The 14,276-nt window shown below is 71.5% G+C and carries 10 protein-coding genes and 1 other RNA gene; 6 read left to right on the top strand and 5 right to left on the bottom strand.

Going from position 1 to position 14,276, the window contains the following annotated elements:
• Positions 1-363: 363 nt before the first annotated feature.
• Genes sepH through EDD29_RS34240 form a run of 3 tightly spaced genes read left to right on the top strand, consistent with a single transcriptional unit; the run spans position 364 to position 3,987 of the window.
• A complete protein-coding gene (sepH, locus tag EDD29_RS34230; protein ID WP_123668398.1) occupies positions 364-1,800 on the top strand; it encodes a septation protein SepH in 1,437 nt (478 codons plus the stop codon).
• 58 nt (positions 1,801-1,858) lie between these two features.
• Positions 1,859-2,353, top strand: a complete 495-nt coding sequence (locus tag EDD29_RS34235) for a PH domain-containing protein (protein WP_246053145.1) — start codon at positions 1,859-1,861, stop codon at positions 2,351-2,353.
• Positions 2,350-3,987 (top strand): PH domain-containing protein, encoded by a 1,638-nt coding sequence (locus EDD29_RS34240; RefSeq protein ID WP_123668400.1) that lies wholly within the window; start codon positions 2,350-2,352, stop codon positions 3,985-3,987. The genes EDD29_RS34235 and EDD29_RS34240 overlap by 4 nt, the downstream gene beginning before the upstream one ends.
• Here the strand turns inward: EDD29_RS34240 and EDD29_RS47860 are convergent.
• From EDD29_RS47860 to EDD29_RS34255, 3 genes are all read right to left on the bottom strand, one after another.
• Positions 3,984-6,212 carry a SulP family inorganic anion transporter gene (locus tag EDD29_RS47860; protein WP_211360093.1) on the bottom strand — a complete coding sequence of 743 codons (2,229 nt, stop codon included), beginning with the start codon at positions 6,210-6,212 and terminating at the stop codon, positions 3,984-3,986. The two genes, EDD29_RS34240 and EDD29_RS47860, sit on opposite strands and share 4 nt — an antisense overlap.
• An 84-nt stretch (positions 6,213-6,296) precedes the next feature.
• On the bottom strand, positions 6,297-8,180 hold the full coding sequence (locus EDD29_RS34250) for a hypothetical protein (RefSeq protein ID WP_123668401.1): 1,884 nt from the start codon (positions 8,178-8,180) through the stop codon (positions 6,297-6,299).
• Positions 8,181-8,365: 185 nt separating this feature from the next.
• Positions 8,366-8,947, bottom strand: a complete 582-nt coding sequence (locus EDD29_RS34255; RefSeq protein ID WP_123668402.1) for a YbhB/YbcL family Raf kinase inhibitor-like protein — start codon at positions 8,945-8,947, stop codon at positions 8,366-8,368.
• 296 nt (positions 8,948-9,243) lie between these two features.
• Here EDD29_RS34255 and EDD29_RS34260 point away from each other — a divergent pair, with 296 nt between their 5' ends.
• Together EDD29_RS34260 and rnpB are read left to right on the top strand one after the other, a co-directional pair.
• A complete protein-coding gene (locus EDD29_RS34260) occupies positions 9,244-10,623 on the top strand; it encodes an NAD(P)/FAD-dependent oxidoreductase (protein WP_123668403.1) in 1,380 nt (459 codons plus the stop codon).
• A 222-nt stretch (positions 10,624-10,845) separates the two neighbouring features.
• An RNA gene (gene rnpB / locus EDD29_RS34265) (RNase P RNA component class A) lies at positions 10,846-11,232 on the top strand.
• 351 nt (positions 11,233-11,583) lie between these two features.
• Here rnpB and EDD29_RS34275 read toward each other — a convergent pair.
• Positions 11,584-11,847 (bottom strand): hypothetical protein, encoded by a 264-nt coding sequence (locus EDD29_RS34275; RefSeq protein WP_123668405.1) that lies wholly within the window; start codon positions 11,845-11,847, stop codon positions 11,584-11,586.
• A 482-nt stretch (positions 11,848-12,329) separates the two neighbouring features.
• Between EDD29_RS34275 and EDD29_RS34280 the strand changes: the two genes are divergently transcribed.
• Entirely contained in the window at positions 12,330-13,601 is a 1,272-nt protein-coding gene (locus EDD29_RS34280) for an NsdA family TPR-like regulatory protein (protein WP_123668406.1), read from the top strand.
• On the opposite strand, the gene EDD29_RS34285 is transcribed toward EDD29_RS34280, so the two are convergent.
• Positions 13,582-14,244 carry an HAD family hydrolase gene (locus tag EDD29_RS34285; protein ID WP_123668407.1) on the bottom strand — a complete coding sequence of 221 codons (663 nt, stop codon included), beginning with the start codon at positions 14,242-14,244 and terminating at the stop codon, positions 13,582-13,584. The two genes, EDD29_RS34280 and EDD29_RS34285, sit on opposite strands and share 20 nt — an antisense overlap.
• Positions 14,245-14,276 lie beyond the last annotated feature (32 nt).

A 14,276-nucleotide genomic window follows, 5' to 3' on the forward strand; every position in this document is an offset into this window, starting at 1 on the left:
TTTTCCTTCCTGGCGGGCGGCCCGCAAGCCGCCCGCCAGGGAAAAGGATGCACAAGAAACCCGCAGCGGCGCCCCGCGAGGCCTCCGCGCAAGGCAAGCTAGCCGCGGGAGGAGAACGGCTTTGTCCTGTACTCCGGGTGACACCGCGCATGCGGAGGACCCGCAGGCACTAGCACACCGGACGAATCGGAGCGACGATGTTCGGACATGCCGGGTACGGTGCTGGCAGCGGGTGTGTCCCTGACGAGACACTGGGAGGGCTCCGGGCGGTTGCCCGTGCGGAGCGTCCGGGGGATGGGACGCATGCGCCCGCTGTCGCAACCGACGGCGTCAGGGCCCGGGACAAGGCTGGGAAGGACACGCATGCAGGAGCTGCGCCTCGTGGCGGTAAGCGAGGACGGTTCGTACCTCGTGCTGGCCACCGCCGGCCGGGGCACCCGGTTCACCCTGCCCGTGGACGATCGGCTGCGCGCCGCCGTCCGTGGGCACTTCTCCCGACTCGGTCAGTTCGAGATCGAAGTGGAGAGCCCTTTGCGCCCCAAGGAGATCCAGGCCCGCATCCGCGCGGGGGAGACGGCGGAGGAGATCGCCGAGTCCGCCGGCATCCCCGTAGAACGCGTCAGGTGGTTCGAGGGCCCGGTCCTTCAAGAGCGCGAGTACATGGCGCAGCAGGCCCAGCGCTGCGTCGTGCGCACCCCCGGTGAGCCGACCCCCGGACCCCCGCTCGGCGAACTCGTCGAAGAGCGCCTCGGCCGTCGCGGCGCCGACCTCGAGGACGTCACCTGGGACGCCTGGAAGTGCGAGGACAATTCCTGGCAGATCCGGCTGTCGTTCTACGACGCCGGCCGCCCGCACGCCGCGGAGTGGAAGTTCGACCCGCGCCGCCGGGTCGTGCGCGCCCTCGACGACGAGGCCGCGCGGCTCATCCACCTCGGCGAGGAGGAGGAGCCGGAGTCCCCCGCCGACACCGTCACGCCGCTGCGCCGTCCGGCGATGAAGATCGTCTCCGACCACCGGCGCGAGTTCCCGGCCGGCCGGCCGGTCCCCGCGCCGTTCAGCCAGCGCCCCGACCTCGCCGACGCGCTGCCGTCGCTGCCGCCCAGCCCGCCCCTGTCCCCCGAGCCCTTCACCCCCGAGCGGTTCCAGCGCGAGTCGCGCGGCGCCGACCTGCCCGACCTCGACGCGCTCAGCGCCCTCCTGGACGCCACCGCGCCCGGCACGCCGACCGCTCCCGAGCCGCCCGCCGCCACGGAGCCCGCCCTCGACCCCGCCGACGCCGCCCCCGCGCGGCCCGGCGTCCCCTCCCCCGCCGACAGCGCGTCGGAAAGCCCCGCCGCCGGCCCCCGGCCGGCCGCCCTGGCCGCGGAGCGGCCCGCCCCGGAGGACTCCCCGAACACGACTTCCGCTCAGCAGCAGTCTGAGCCGGAGCCCGTCGCCGTCGAGGAGCCCACCGTGCCGCAAGAGCCGATCACCGCTTCCGTTCCCGAGCCCGTCCGGCAGCCCGAGCCGCAGCCCGCGGCCGCCGCGCAGCCGGTGGCCGAGCCCGAGCCCGCGGTTCCGGCCGTGCCCGAGCCGGTCGCGCCGCCCGCGGCCGCCGAACCCGCTCCCGCGCCCGCCCCTGCGCCCGAGCCGGAGCCGGTGCCCGTCCCCGCGTTGAAGCCGAAGCCCGCGCCGGTGCCCGCCGCGGCCGCCGCCGCGACCAAGCCCGAGCCCCGGCCGCGCAAGCGCCCCGCCCGCAACCGCCGCGCCAGCGTCCCGTCCTGGGACGAGATCATGTTCGGCGCCCGCCGCCCCGACTAGCGGCGGGCCGCGCGCCCGCACCCCGCTTTTATCGCGCACCGCCGCATAGGGTGAGATCGTGACAACGGGGCTGAGGCCGCCCGAGCACCGGGTCTCCGGCCGGGCAGTGATCAAATGGGCCGCCGATCTCCTGATCGGCGGCGCGGTGCTGACCGGCGTGGCCTACGGCTTCACCGCCTGGACCGTCGGCGCGGACTGGACGTTCCAGCCTCTCTGGCTGCCCTGGACGGTCGGCGCGCTCAGCGTGCTCGCCCTCCTGGTGATCCCGCCGTGGCGCTACCGGGTGCACCGCTGGGAGGTCAGCGCCGATGTGGTGTACACCACGGTCGGCTGGTTGCACCGCGAGTGGCTGCTGGTCCCGGTGAGCCGGATCCAGACCGTCGACGCGGTGCAGAGCTGGCTGGAGCGGCTGCTCGACCTCGCCACGCTGAAGGTCACCACCGCCTCGCACGAGGGCTCATCCGAGCTGACCGGGCTGCCCCTCGGCACCGCCACCGCGCTGGCCGAGCGGCTCGCCCGGCGCGCCCACGACCTGCGGGACGACGCCACATGATCACCGGCGAGCCGGGGCAGAGCCCCGCCGCCGAGGGCGACGGCCAGGGCCGTCCCGCCCCGGTTCCCCCGCCGCCCCCGGCGCCCGACACCCGGCGGCTCAGCCCGGTCAGCTGCATCGCCGGGGCGGTGCGCGAACTCGCCGCGCTGCTCGTCGTGGCGGTCAGCGGGCTGCTGATCAGCGGGTTCAACGTCGCCGTCTACTTCACCCTCGCCGCGTTCGGCATGGGCCTGCTGCACCAGGCCGTGCGGTGGTGGTCGTTCACCTACACGCTCTACCCCGACCGCGTCGAACTGCGCCACCAGCTCATCGGCCGGTCGGTGAAGACGATCCCGCTGGAGCGGATCCGCGGCGTCGACATCACCGCGAGCCCCGCCCACCGGCTCCTCGGCCTCGCCGTCGTCCGGATCGACGCGGCGGCCGGCGGGGACGAGGGCATCCTGGACGGGGTGGCCCGCGGCGAGGCCGAGCGGCTCAGGGCACGCCTGCTGGGCCGCGGCCCGGTGGTCCGGGGCGCGCCCAGGCCGGAGGTGATCGCCCGGTCCGAACCGTCCTGGTACTGGTACGCCCCGCTGAGCGGCGCCTACCTGCTGACGCCCTTCGCGCTCGCCGGAAGCCTCCTCGGCACCCTGTACAACCTCAGCAACGAGGTCGGCCTGATCTCCGAGGGCACCCTCAGCCACCTCGGCGACCGGGTCCTCGGGTTCTCCCCCGTCGCCGGCGTCGTCGTGGCGCTGCTGTTCGTGCTGGCGATGCCGCTGGCGTCGGTGCTGGTGTTCGCCTGGTTCAACTGGGACTTCCAGCTCAGAGCCGTGCGGGACGCCGAGAGCGGGCAGGGCGCGCTGCTCGCCGAGCGCGGCCTGGTCAGCCGGCGCAGCGTCACCCTGGAGAAGCGCCGCATCCGGGGCGTGGAACTGCGCGACAACCCGCTGGAGCGGATGCTCGGCGTGGTGCGGCTCACCGCGCTCGTCACCGGTCTCGGCGACGCGGAACAGCGCGGCAGACTGCTGCCGACCGCGCCGCGCCCGGTCGCCGAGGACGTCATCGAACGGATCGCCGGGCCGTTCACCGCTCCCCTCGCCGCCCATCCCCCGGCGGCGCGCACCCGGCGGATCTCCCGTGCGGTGTGGCCGCCCCTCGTCCTCGCCGCGGCCGCCACCGCGACCGGGCACCCGTGGCTCGTCGGGCTCGGCCTCGTCGCGGCCGCCTTGGGCGTCCCGCTGGGACTCGACAGGTACCGGCAGCTCGGCCACGCCACCGACGGGCGGCTGCTCTCGGTCAGGTCGGGATCGCTCGTCCGGCACCAGGAGATCATCGAGAACCGTGCGGTCGTCGGCTGGAAGCTCCGGCAGAGCGTCTTCCAGCGGCGCGGCGGCGTCGCCACCCTGACCGTCGCGGTGGGGGCGGGCGAGGGCGGTTACGCGATCATCGACGCCGGCGAGGCCGAGGCCGTCGCGTTCGCCCGGTCCGTCACCCCGGCCTGGGTCACCCCGTTCCTCGTCCCGTCCGGGCCCGGAGAAGACGCCCCGGAAGCCTCCGAGAGCGTCCAGGAAGGGCTCGCGTCTCCGGACACGACAAAGCCCCCGGACCTGCGGTCCGGGGGCCCTGCGGGCTCGCTGGGCGCTGCGGGCTAGGCGGTCGCCTCGGCGTCGCGGCGGCCGTCGCCCTCCTCGGTCGGCACCTCGTCGGGCACCGCGAGGAAGGATCCGTGGTCGGGGTCGAGGATGTGGACCTTGGCGGTCTCCAGGTCCAGGTACATGCCGACCAGTTCGATCTCGCCCAGGTCGACACGGCGCTTCAGCCACGGGTAGCTGAGCAGGTTGTCGAGCTGCTGGACGACGTTGGTCTGGCACAGCCGCGTGAGCGGGCTCGCCGCGCCGTCGCCCTCCGGCTCGTGCAGGTACCTGTCGAGGCTGTAGTTGGCGTGCTTCAGCCAGTTCGACAGCTGCGGCAGGTGCTCCACCTCGCTGCCCCCGGCCAGCACACCGGCCATCGCGCCGCAGTTGGAGTGGCCGCAGACGGTGATCGTCTTCACGTCGAGGACCGAGGTCGCGTACTCGACGGTCGCCATCACCGAGTCGTCGGGCACCCGCGAGCCGTAGCGCGGCACGAGGTTGCCGACGTTGCGGTTGATGAAGATGTCGCCGGGCCCGCTGGCGGTGATCAGATTGGGCACCACCCGTGAGTCGACGCAGGTGATGAAGAGATGGTCAGGGGTCTGGGCCATGGCCAGCTCGGCCATGATCGGACGAACGAGACGCGCGGTGCGTCCGTGGTACTCGCGGACGCCCGCGAGGAGCACCTCACGCGGCGATACGCCATCGAGGTCCTGGACCGGGCCGCGCTCGCGGCGTGACCAGGGCGCCCACCACCGGACGCCCCCGGACGACTTGTCCTTGGGAGCAGCTTCGCCTGTCATAGCGTTTTCATACCAAGACTCGTGGATTTCATCGATATCGACCCTACCGCCCTGCCTTTCATGGGAAACGCGCCAGGTGTGGATAGTGTCGAACGCCGCGTTGTCCATGAAGTCGACGTCGAGGTCGAGGTCCACCGGGACGCCCGGCGGGAGGTCGGCCAGGGCCGCGTTCAGCTTGGGGACCCCCAGGAACGTCAGCGACCCGGCCACCACGACATGCCACTTCCCCTCGCGCTGCTCGGTGCGGATCCGCACCCGGGTCAGCCGCCGCAGCGCCAGGCAGGCCGCCAGCGCCATCCCCAGCAGCACGCCCTCGCCGAGGCCGAGGACGACCACGCCCGCCAGGGTGAGCCAGTAGATCCAGGTCTCCCGGTGCGCGCGCAGGCCCTTCAGCGGGGAGGGGTCCATCATCCGCAGGCCCAGCGCCACGAGCAGCGCGGCGAGCGCGGACAGCGGGATCTGCTCGATGAGCAGCGCGCCCGACAGCGACAGCGCCACCACCCAGACGCCGTGCAGGACCGTCGAGGCGCGGGTGAGCGCGCCCGCCCGGACGTTGGCCGCCGAGCGGACGACGACGCCGGAGATCGGCAGGCCGCCGAGGAAGCCGGAGAAGCAGTTGCCCACGCCCTGGCCGATCATCTCCCGGTCCAGGTCGCTGCGCGCCACCCCGACCGGCCGCGTCCGGTCCATCAGCACCGCGCACAGCAGCGACTCCACGCTCGCGACGAGCGCGACCGCGACCACCGCGCCGACCAGGTCGGGCAGCGGGGCGTCGGGCACCTTCGGGGTGCTCCAGTCGCCGAAGAAGGAGTCGGGGAAATCGACCCGCGGGACGTCCAGGCCGCCCGCCCAGGCGGCGAGCGTGGCCACCGCGATGGCGACGAGCGGGGCCGGCACCCTGCGGAACGGCAGCCGCTCCCAGACCAGCAGCACGACCACGGTCAGCACGCCGATGAGCACCGCCGCCGAGTGGTTCTCGCCGATCTGCCGGGGCAGGTCGACCAGGTTGGCGATCGGCGACTCCTGGGGGGTGCCGCCGAGCACGATGTGCAGCTGCGACAGCACGATCACCGCGCCGATGCCGCCGAGCATGCCGTACATGACCGCGGGCGACACCGCCAGCGCCGTCCGGGCGACCCGGCAGGCGCCGAGCCCGATCTGGAGCAGGCCCGCGCCTATCGTGATGGCGCACGTGGCCTGCCACCCGTAGGTCTGCACCATCGAGGCGACGATCACGGTGATCCCGGCGGACGGACCGCTCACCTGGAGCGGGGCCCCGCCGATCAGACCGACGATGATGCCGCCGACCGCGGCGGCCACCAGCCCCGCGGCCACCGGTACCCCGGCGGCGACGGCGATGCCTAGTGAGAGCGGGACCGCCACCAGGAACACCACGAACGACGCGGGAATATCCCTGCCGGGCGCGATGAAACGCGTCACTACATTCTGTGGTTCGAAGGTCACATGCTGTATCGAATCACAGCCGCTCGGTCACCGACGGCCATTCCGCGCCGGTGCCGGGCGCTAGTGCCGGTAGTCGCGGTACTCGTCCCATTCCTCGGTGGCCCGAGGCTGGTCGGCGTACTGGGCCGTCGGGTACTGCTGGGTCGGGTACTGCGGCGCCGGGTCGACGGGCGCGGGGAACGGCGCCTGCTCGCCCGGGTAGTAGCCGCCGGAACCCGTCGTCCCGGTCGGCTGCTCCCCGGTGTTGCCGCTGTAGCTGCTGCCGGAGAAGTCCCCGTAGCGTCCGGCGCTCTCTCCGCCCTGGCCGTAGGAGGAACCGCTCGGGTAGCCGCCGGTGCCGGACGTGGAGGAGCCGCTCGAGCCGTAGCCGCTGAGCGGGTCGTCGTAGCGCGCCGGGGTGGGGTCGGCCCCGTAGGTGGGGGCCGTCGGGTAGTCGGTGGAGCCGGTGTAGGACGGCGAGCCGTAGGAGGAGCCGCCCAGGGCGTCCGAACCCGAGGGCGTGGACGACGACCAGGACGAGCCGTAGTCGCGGTCCGCGGAGTTCAGCGGGTCGTTCAGCGGGTCCAGCGCCGGGGTCGGGCTGTAGGACGCCGAGGAGCCCGGGGCGTCGGACTTGCGGCGGTCGGCCTGGATCCGCTGGAGCAGCTCGTCCACGGTCGGCAGGCGGGTGCCGTCGGTGGTCTCGCTCGCCGACGGCGGGTCGACCGGGCCGCCGTAGGACGGAGCTCCGCCCAGCGGCGGGCTCAGCGGGGACGCGGGCACGGCGCCGCCGAGCGGACCGCTCAGCGGGGACGCGGGCCCGGTGCTCAGCGGGCCGGTGGAGCGCACGGGCGGCGGCGCGGGGATCGACGGCCCCGTGGACAGCGGGTTGCTCCCCTGCGTGGGCAGCGGGCCGGTCGAGCGCGGTGCCGGGGAGCCGTAGGACCCCGCGCCCAGCGGGCCGGTGGCCGAGCCGAGGCCGCCGAGGGGCGCCGCCGGGTAGGCCTGGGTCGCCTCGGGGTCGCGCGACTGCGCCGCGGCCGCGGGACGGGCGAACGGGTCGGGCAGGCCGAGCGGGTCGGGCTGCGGGATCCGCTGCTGCGGCGCCTCGTAGGCCGCGGCGGCGGGCTGCTGCTCGTAAGGCTGGTCGTACTGCTGCTGCTCGTACTGCGGCACGTCGTACTGCGGCTGGTCGAAACCGCGCACCGGGGGCTGGTCGAACCGGGTCAGCGGCTCGTTCTGCCAGTCGGCGGCCGCGGGCTCCAGCGGATCGGGCCGCAGCGGGCGCTGGACCGGCTCGGGGTCGTAGCCGTGCCCGTCGTTCTGGTCGGGGTAGTAGGCGGTGGTCTCCTCGCCGTAGCCGTAGCCGTCGGCGCCGTACTGCTGGTCCCCGTACTGCTGCTCGGCGTACTGCTGGTCCCCGCCGTACTGCTGGTCGGAGTAGGAGTCGGCGTACTGCTGGTCGCCGTACTGCTGGTCGCCGTACTGCTGGTCGGCGTACTGCTGGTCGGCGTACTGCTGGTCGGCGTACTGGTCGCCACCGTAGGAGTCCGCGTACTGGTCGTCCTGGCCGCCTTGGGCCTGGGCGTGGGCGGGCTCCGGCTCGGGCTGCGGCACGGAGTCGAGCGGGTCGGCCACGGGGGGCTTGCCTTCGCCGCCCTCACCGTTCTGCCAGGGGAACTTGGGCTTGTCGAACGTGATCGTCGCCCAGTAGTCGTCGTCGGCCATGCGGTCGCCGCCGGCCTTGCCCCCACGGGCGGCCGCGCGGCTGCCGCGGCCGGGCTCGCCCGCCGTCGGCGCCGACAGCGGCGCCCCGGCGACCCTGCGGTCGGGCCCCGCGGGGTCCTCGCCGTCCTTGCGTGCCTTCGGGTCGTCGGTCATCCAGTCGTCGTCATCGTCGCGCTCGCGCTGCGCCCGCATCCCGAGCGCGACGAGCACCACGACGAGACCGACGAGTACGACCAACCCCGTAATAACGATAATCATCGCTCCACCCAGTGCCATGGCCCGGCGCACAGAACCGGCCCCGTTGGTGTCGGCCGGTACGGCCGTACGTGCCCGGTCCCGCTTGTCACCGCGCCCTGCCCATCCGTTCGCGCACCCCTACCATCACACGATCTCTCTCGTTTTGGCCACAGGTCCGGGAAGTCTCACGACTCGGACTGCGGCCCGACGTATCCGGTGATGCGCCCCCGTCCGACGGTGCGCTCGGCGATCGCGGGCAGTGAGTCCTTCAAGCCGCTCACCTCGTCCTCGGGAATGGGCGAGGACAGCGCGTAGACCGTGAAGCGGATCCTGTGCCGCTCCCCCTTCGGCGGGCAGGGCGCCAGGTACGACGCGCTTCCCGCGGAGTTGCGGCCCTGCTCACCGCGGTCGGGGACCACGCCCTCGACGAGGTCGGCAGTCGTCCCGTCCAGATTGGCGAGCACCCAGTGAATATACGTGCCACCGCGCGCGTCCGGGTCGTCGACGACGACCGCGAAGGCCTTCGCCTCCGGGACTCCGGACCAGTGCAGGGGCAGGATCTTGCCCTGCCCCCCCAGCGCGGCGCAGCCGTAGCGGTCGGGGATATCCTTCATGTCGCTGAACGCCGGGCTGCTGACGGTGAACTCCGCCAGCTCTCCGCTTCCGGAGCCACTGCCCACGACGCCGCAGCCCGAGATCAGGGACGCCCCAGCCAGGGATGTCAGGGCCACTTGGAGGACGGCGGCCCGTCCCGAGGTCTTCTTCATCAGATCAGCACTCCCGGGTCGAGATCGTACGCGAGCACGCGCGCTCGCGCGCGGTCCCCGCAAAACCCTAGGGCCTCACCGGACCTTGGGGTACGTGAGATGTGACGTTGGTCATTAACGACGGTCAGGTTTTGGGATATCGAGAACTTGTGTCGTAGTTCACGGCCCTAGACCGATCCAGTTTTACCAAACTAGAAATATATGCGGAAGTTCCTTGGTTCTGGTTTGGACTAGACCACCCAAGTCCGCTACATTGTGAATGTCTTCACAAGGTGACACCTCTTTAGGAGCTTGAGATGGCCACTAGGCCTGACGCGAACCCCGACGCCCCGCACATCCTCATCGTGGGGGGTGGCTATGTCGGCCTGTACACCGCGCTCCGCCTCCAGAAGAAGCTCAAGAGCGAACTGAAGCGCGGCGAGGTCGAGATCACCATCGTCGACCCGCAGTCGTACATGACGTACCAGCCCTTCCTCCCCGAGGCGGCGGCCGGAAACCTCTCGCCGCGGCACGTGGTCGTTCCGCTGCGCCGGGTCCTGCCGAAGGTCAACATCGTCACCGCTCGCGTCACCGAGCTCTCCCACGCCGAGCGCTGGGCCATCATCCAGCCCGTCGAGGGCCCCCCGAAGAGGCTCACCTACGACTACCTCGTCATGGCCGCCGGATCCGTCTCGCGCACGCTGCCCATCCCCGGGCTCGCCGAGAACGGCATCGGCTTCAAGACCATCGGTGAGGCCATCCACCTGCGCAACCACGTCCTCGGGCAGCTCGACATCGCCTCGTCGACCGACGACCTCGAGCTGCGCAAGCGCGCCCTCACCTTCGTCGTCGTCGGCGGCGGCTTCGCCGGCGTCGAGGCGCTGGCGGAGATGGAGGACATGGCCCGCGACGCGATCAAGCTGCACCCGAACCTGCGCGCCGACGACATGCGCTGGGTCATGGTCGAGGCCGCCGACCGGATCCTGCCCGAGGTCGGCCCCGAGCTCGGCAAGTGGACCGCCGAGCAGCTGCGCGGGCGCGGCATCGACGTCAAGCTGAAGACCTTCCTGCAGTCCGCGGTCGACAACGTCATCGAGCTGTCGGACGGCGAGAAGTTCCCGACCAACACCCTGGTCTGGACCGCGGGCGCCAAGGCCAACCCGCTCGGCAAGTCCACCGACCTGCCGATCGACGAGCGCGGCCGGGTCAAGGGCAACGAGTTCCTCCAGATCGAGGGCACCGTCCGGGCCTTCACCGCGGGCGACAACGCCGCGATCCCCGACCTCACCAAGGAGGGCACGGAGTTCTGCGCGCCGAACGCGCAGCACGCCGTCCGCCAGTCCAAGGTCCTCGCCGACAACATCGTGGCCGCCTACCGCGGCAAGGCCCTCGAGGTCTACCGCCACGCCTACGTCGGCTCGGTCGCGGGCCTCGGCCTGCACAAGGGCGTCGCGCACGTCTACGGCACCAAGCTCCGCGGCATGAGCGCCTGGCTCATGCACCGCACCTACCACCTGTCGCGCGTCCCGACCTTCAACCGCAAGGTCCGCGTCGTCGCCGACTGGACCCTCGCCCTGTTCTTCAAGCGCGAGACCGTCTCCCTCGGCAGCATCGAGGCCCCCTTCGAGGAATTCGCCCTCGCCGCCGCCACCGACCGCCCCGCCGCGGACGGCATCGTCAAGAGCGCCGCCAAGTAACCCGGCACCTCGACCGAAAGGGGCACGGCCACCGGCCGTGCCCCTTCGCCTTTCCCGCGGCCTGGGACTTGAGAACTCGAGCGGCCAGAGATCGGGCTTCCTGAGCGAACTGCTCCTGCGGCGGGCCCGTGTCCCCGTTCCGGAACTCCTCGACGCTCTTGCGCGAGCGCGCCTCAGGACACGTTCGCAACGATCGCAAGGGTAAGATCGGGCTACGGCGGACGAGCCGGCCGGGCGGTCGCGTCGGGGGGTCTTCGGATCTCCCGCCGAGGAAAGTCCGGGCTCCACAGGGCAGGGTGGTCGGTAACACCGACCCGGGGCGACCCGCGGGACAGTGCCACAGAGAACAGACCGCCCCGCGCTCCCAGGAGCGCAGGGTAAGGGTGAAACGGTGAGGTAAGAGCTCACCAGCGCCCGGAGCGATCCGGGCGGCTAGGTAAACCCCACCCGGAGCAAGACCAGACAGCGGATGCACGAGGGCTGCCCGCCCGAGTCCGCGGGTAGGTCGCTAGAGGGCGCCGGCAACGGCCCCCCAAGATGGATGACCGCCAAGGAGACGTCGGCAACGACCCTCCAGAACAGAACCCGGCTTACAGGCCGCCTCGTCCGCCGCCACCCCTCCTACCAGGGGCTTCCCCCTCATCCGCCGTGGTTCCGCAGCCCGCTCACGAGCGCCCCGCGACCACCGCCAGGATCGGCCACATCACCTTGACGACCTCCCCCGAGGCCCGATCCCACTCCGAGCACAGCGCCAGCAAGTCGCCCCCGGACTCGAACCAAGCCTCCAGAACCCCCTCCGGACCAGGTTCCAGCCGAACCCCGACACAGACGCCGACCCCGGCAAGCCGCGGATGCCAGACCCGCAAGAACACCGCCCCGAGTTCAGTTCGTATCTGGGCATTCATCCCTCTCGCCCGCAGCGCCCTCGACAAGAACACGAACCCTGCGACATCGCCCCCCTCACCCACCGTCGTCCTCTTCCCCGCCGTCGGCGAGCAACGCAAGGACCTCGGCAGCGACATGGTAGATCCGGTCCGGCTCTGACCGTCCCCCACCGGGCTCCCACGCGATGAGCCCGTCGTCTCCGACCCAGACCCCGACGGACGAGCCCGCAGAACTGACGACAAGCCGCGGCACCGCGTCCCGCAACTGCATCCCCACCCCGGACACCGCCAGCACCCGGCACAGCCGCCCGAGAACGACGGTCTTCTCCTCACGGTCCATGCTCGCCCTTCAGTGAAAAAGACGAGGCCGGCGGCCCTTCAGCGAGCCACCCGCACCCGCGCGAGCAACCGACCAGACCGGGTACCGCCGGCCCCGCACCCATTACGCAGCCGCCTTCTTCACTCGGCCGGACCCAGCGCACCGGCAGCACGGCTCACGCTCGGGGACCCACTCGACGTCCCCGCTCACCGTCACCGCCATCAGCACCACAGGCGAAGACACGAACTTCCAGCCCCGACCACCGCACCCCGTGCAGCGCCCGGACCCGGAGCCGTCCTGCTTTGCCATCAAGCCCTCCACACGCTCGACTGCGTTGCGTCAAGGGTGGACGAGCCAAACGGCCTATCAAAGGTCCTCTTAAGGCCATCTAGAGGACTCTTAGCGGCCTTTCTAGGCAACCCGTGTCCGGTTAGTCCTTTGAAAGTCCGTTGAAGAGCTACAGTCGAGCCAACAACGGCCCGTACGTCCGGAGGAAGGACCGCATGTCACGTCCAGTCGGCAACACGAGGTTGAAGGCCGCCAGGCAGCACGCCGGGTTCGCCTCTCAGCAGGCACTCGCCGATGCGCTGACCCGAGCCGCCCCGCAACTCGGTCTCGGCCGCATGGAGATCAGCGCCCGCCAGGTCCGCCGTTGGGAGTCCAGCACTCCCCCGTGGCCCCGCGCCGACCATCAGCGCCTGTTGGTCCACGTCCTGCAACGCCCCGTCGAGGACTTGGGCTTCACCGCCCCGTGGAGCACCGAGGCCGCCCAGCCGACGAGCACCAGGATGACGACACCCCATACCGCCCCGGCCCAAGGCGTCCCGCTCCCCCTCCCCCAGGCGTCCACCGGCGTGCAGCCCTCCACCGCGGGCAGCGACTACGCCGCCATCACCACCGCCCACCGCCGCCTCTACTGGACGGTCCAACCGGCCCAGATGCATCCCGCCGTCGCCGAACACGCCCGTCTCGGAACGCAGCTCCTCGGCGAGACCAGCGGAGTGTCCCGCCGCATCCTCGCCACCGCGTTGGCCGAGTCCCTCCTCATGGCCGGCCGCATCGAGTTCTTCGACCTCCGCCAGCCCGACGAGGCCGACGCCACCTTGGTCCGCGCCCTCCAGGCCGCAGGCGAAGCCGATGACGCCCTCCTCGGCGCCGCCATCCTCGCCCACGCCGCGTTCGTCCCCGGCTGGGCAGGCCGCCGCGAAGAAGCCACCGAGCGCATGCGAGCCGCCCGCACCTACGCCCGCCGCGGCAACGCCAGCGCCCAGTTCCTCGCATGGCTCGACGCCGTCGAAGCCGAATGCGAAACCCGCTCAGGCCACCCCCGCGAGGCCCTCCGTCTCATCGACCACGGCGAACAGACCCTCACCACCGCCCCGCACCACGAAGACCCGGCCTGGTTCGACTGGTTCTCCCCCGTCCGCCTATCCGCCTTCAAGGGCAACACCCAGCTCGTAGCAGGCCACTACCCCCAGGCCCACGAAACCCTGACCGCCGTCCTAGCCGACCTCCCCGAGGAAGCCGGCAAGCAGCGCGTAGTGGTCCTAGGCGACCTGGCCGCAGTCGAAGCCGCCCGCAAGAACCCCGAAGCCGCCTGCACCTACGCCGAACAGGCCCTCGACCAACTGGCCCTGACCTGGTACGCGACGGGTATGGAGCGCATCCACGACGTCCGCCGAGCCCTCCAACCCTGGCAGGACAACGAATGCGTCCAACGCCTGGACGACCGCCTCTACGGCTGGCAGACCACCCTCAGCACCCTCCAGCGTTAAACGCCTCCACCAGACCCGGAAGCTCCTCCAGCGAGTGAATCCGCATCGTCGGAACACTCCGAGCTTCCGGGTCTTCCCATTGGATCAACCCCCAAGGCCCCCGCCGGATCAACGCCGTCTTCAACCCCACCTCCACCGCCGGCCGAATGTCATTGTCCAGCCGATCCCCCACATACAAGATCTCGTGCGCCTCACACGGCGCCACCTCCACCAACCGCCGAAAGAACTCCGGATCAGGCTTCGACACCCCCCAGTCATCCGACGTCGCCAAGAAGTCCGCCGGAAGCTCCAGCCCCCGCAGGATGCCCCCCGCCCTCACCGTCTGGTTCCCCGCGATCCCCACCCACAGCCCAGCCTCCCGCAACTTGCTCAAGGCAGGCCGCACATCCGGATACAGGTCCCCTTCCCCGAACCACTCCGGCTGCCCGGCCTCCGCCCTCTTCTTCCGCTCCTCATACAGCTCAAACCCAGGCCGGAACACCTGGAACGTCTCCCGGTAGTCCAGCCCCCGAGCGATCACCGCCCCGAACATCGCCGAGAACGCATGCCGAGGCACCCCCAACCAGTCCGCCCACGTCCCATACTCCCGCGTCTCATCCACAAGGCACTCACCAACATCAAACACAACTGCTCTGATAGTCATGCGAAGAGTTTAGAGCATCCACTCCAGAGGAG

Origin of the sequence: Actinocorallia herbida (assembly GCF_003751225.1) — a bacterium.
GTDB lineage: Bacteria > Actinomycetota > Actinomycetes > Streptosporangiales > Streptosporangiaceae > Actinocorallia > Actinocorallia herbida.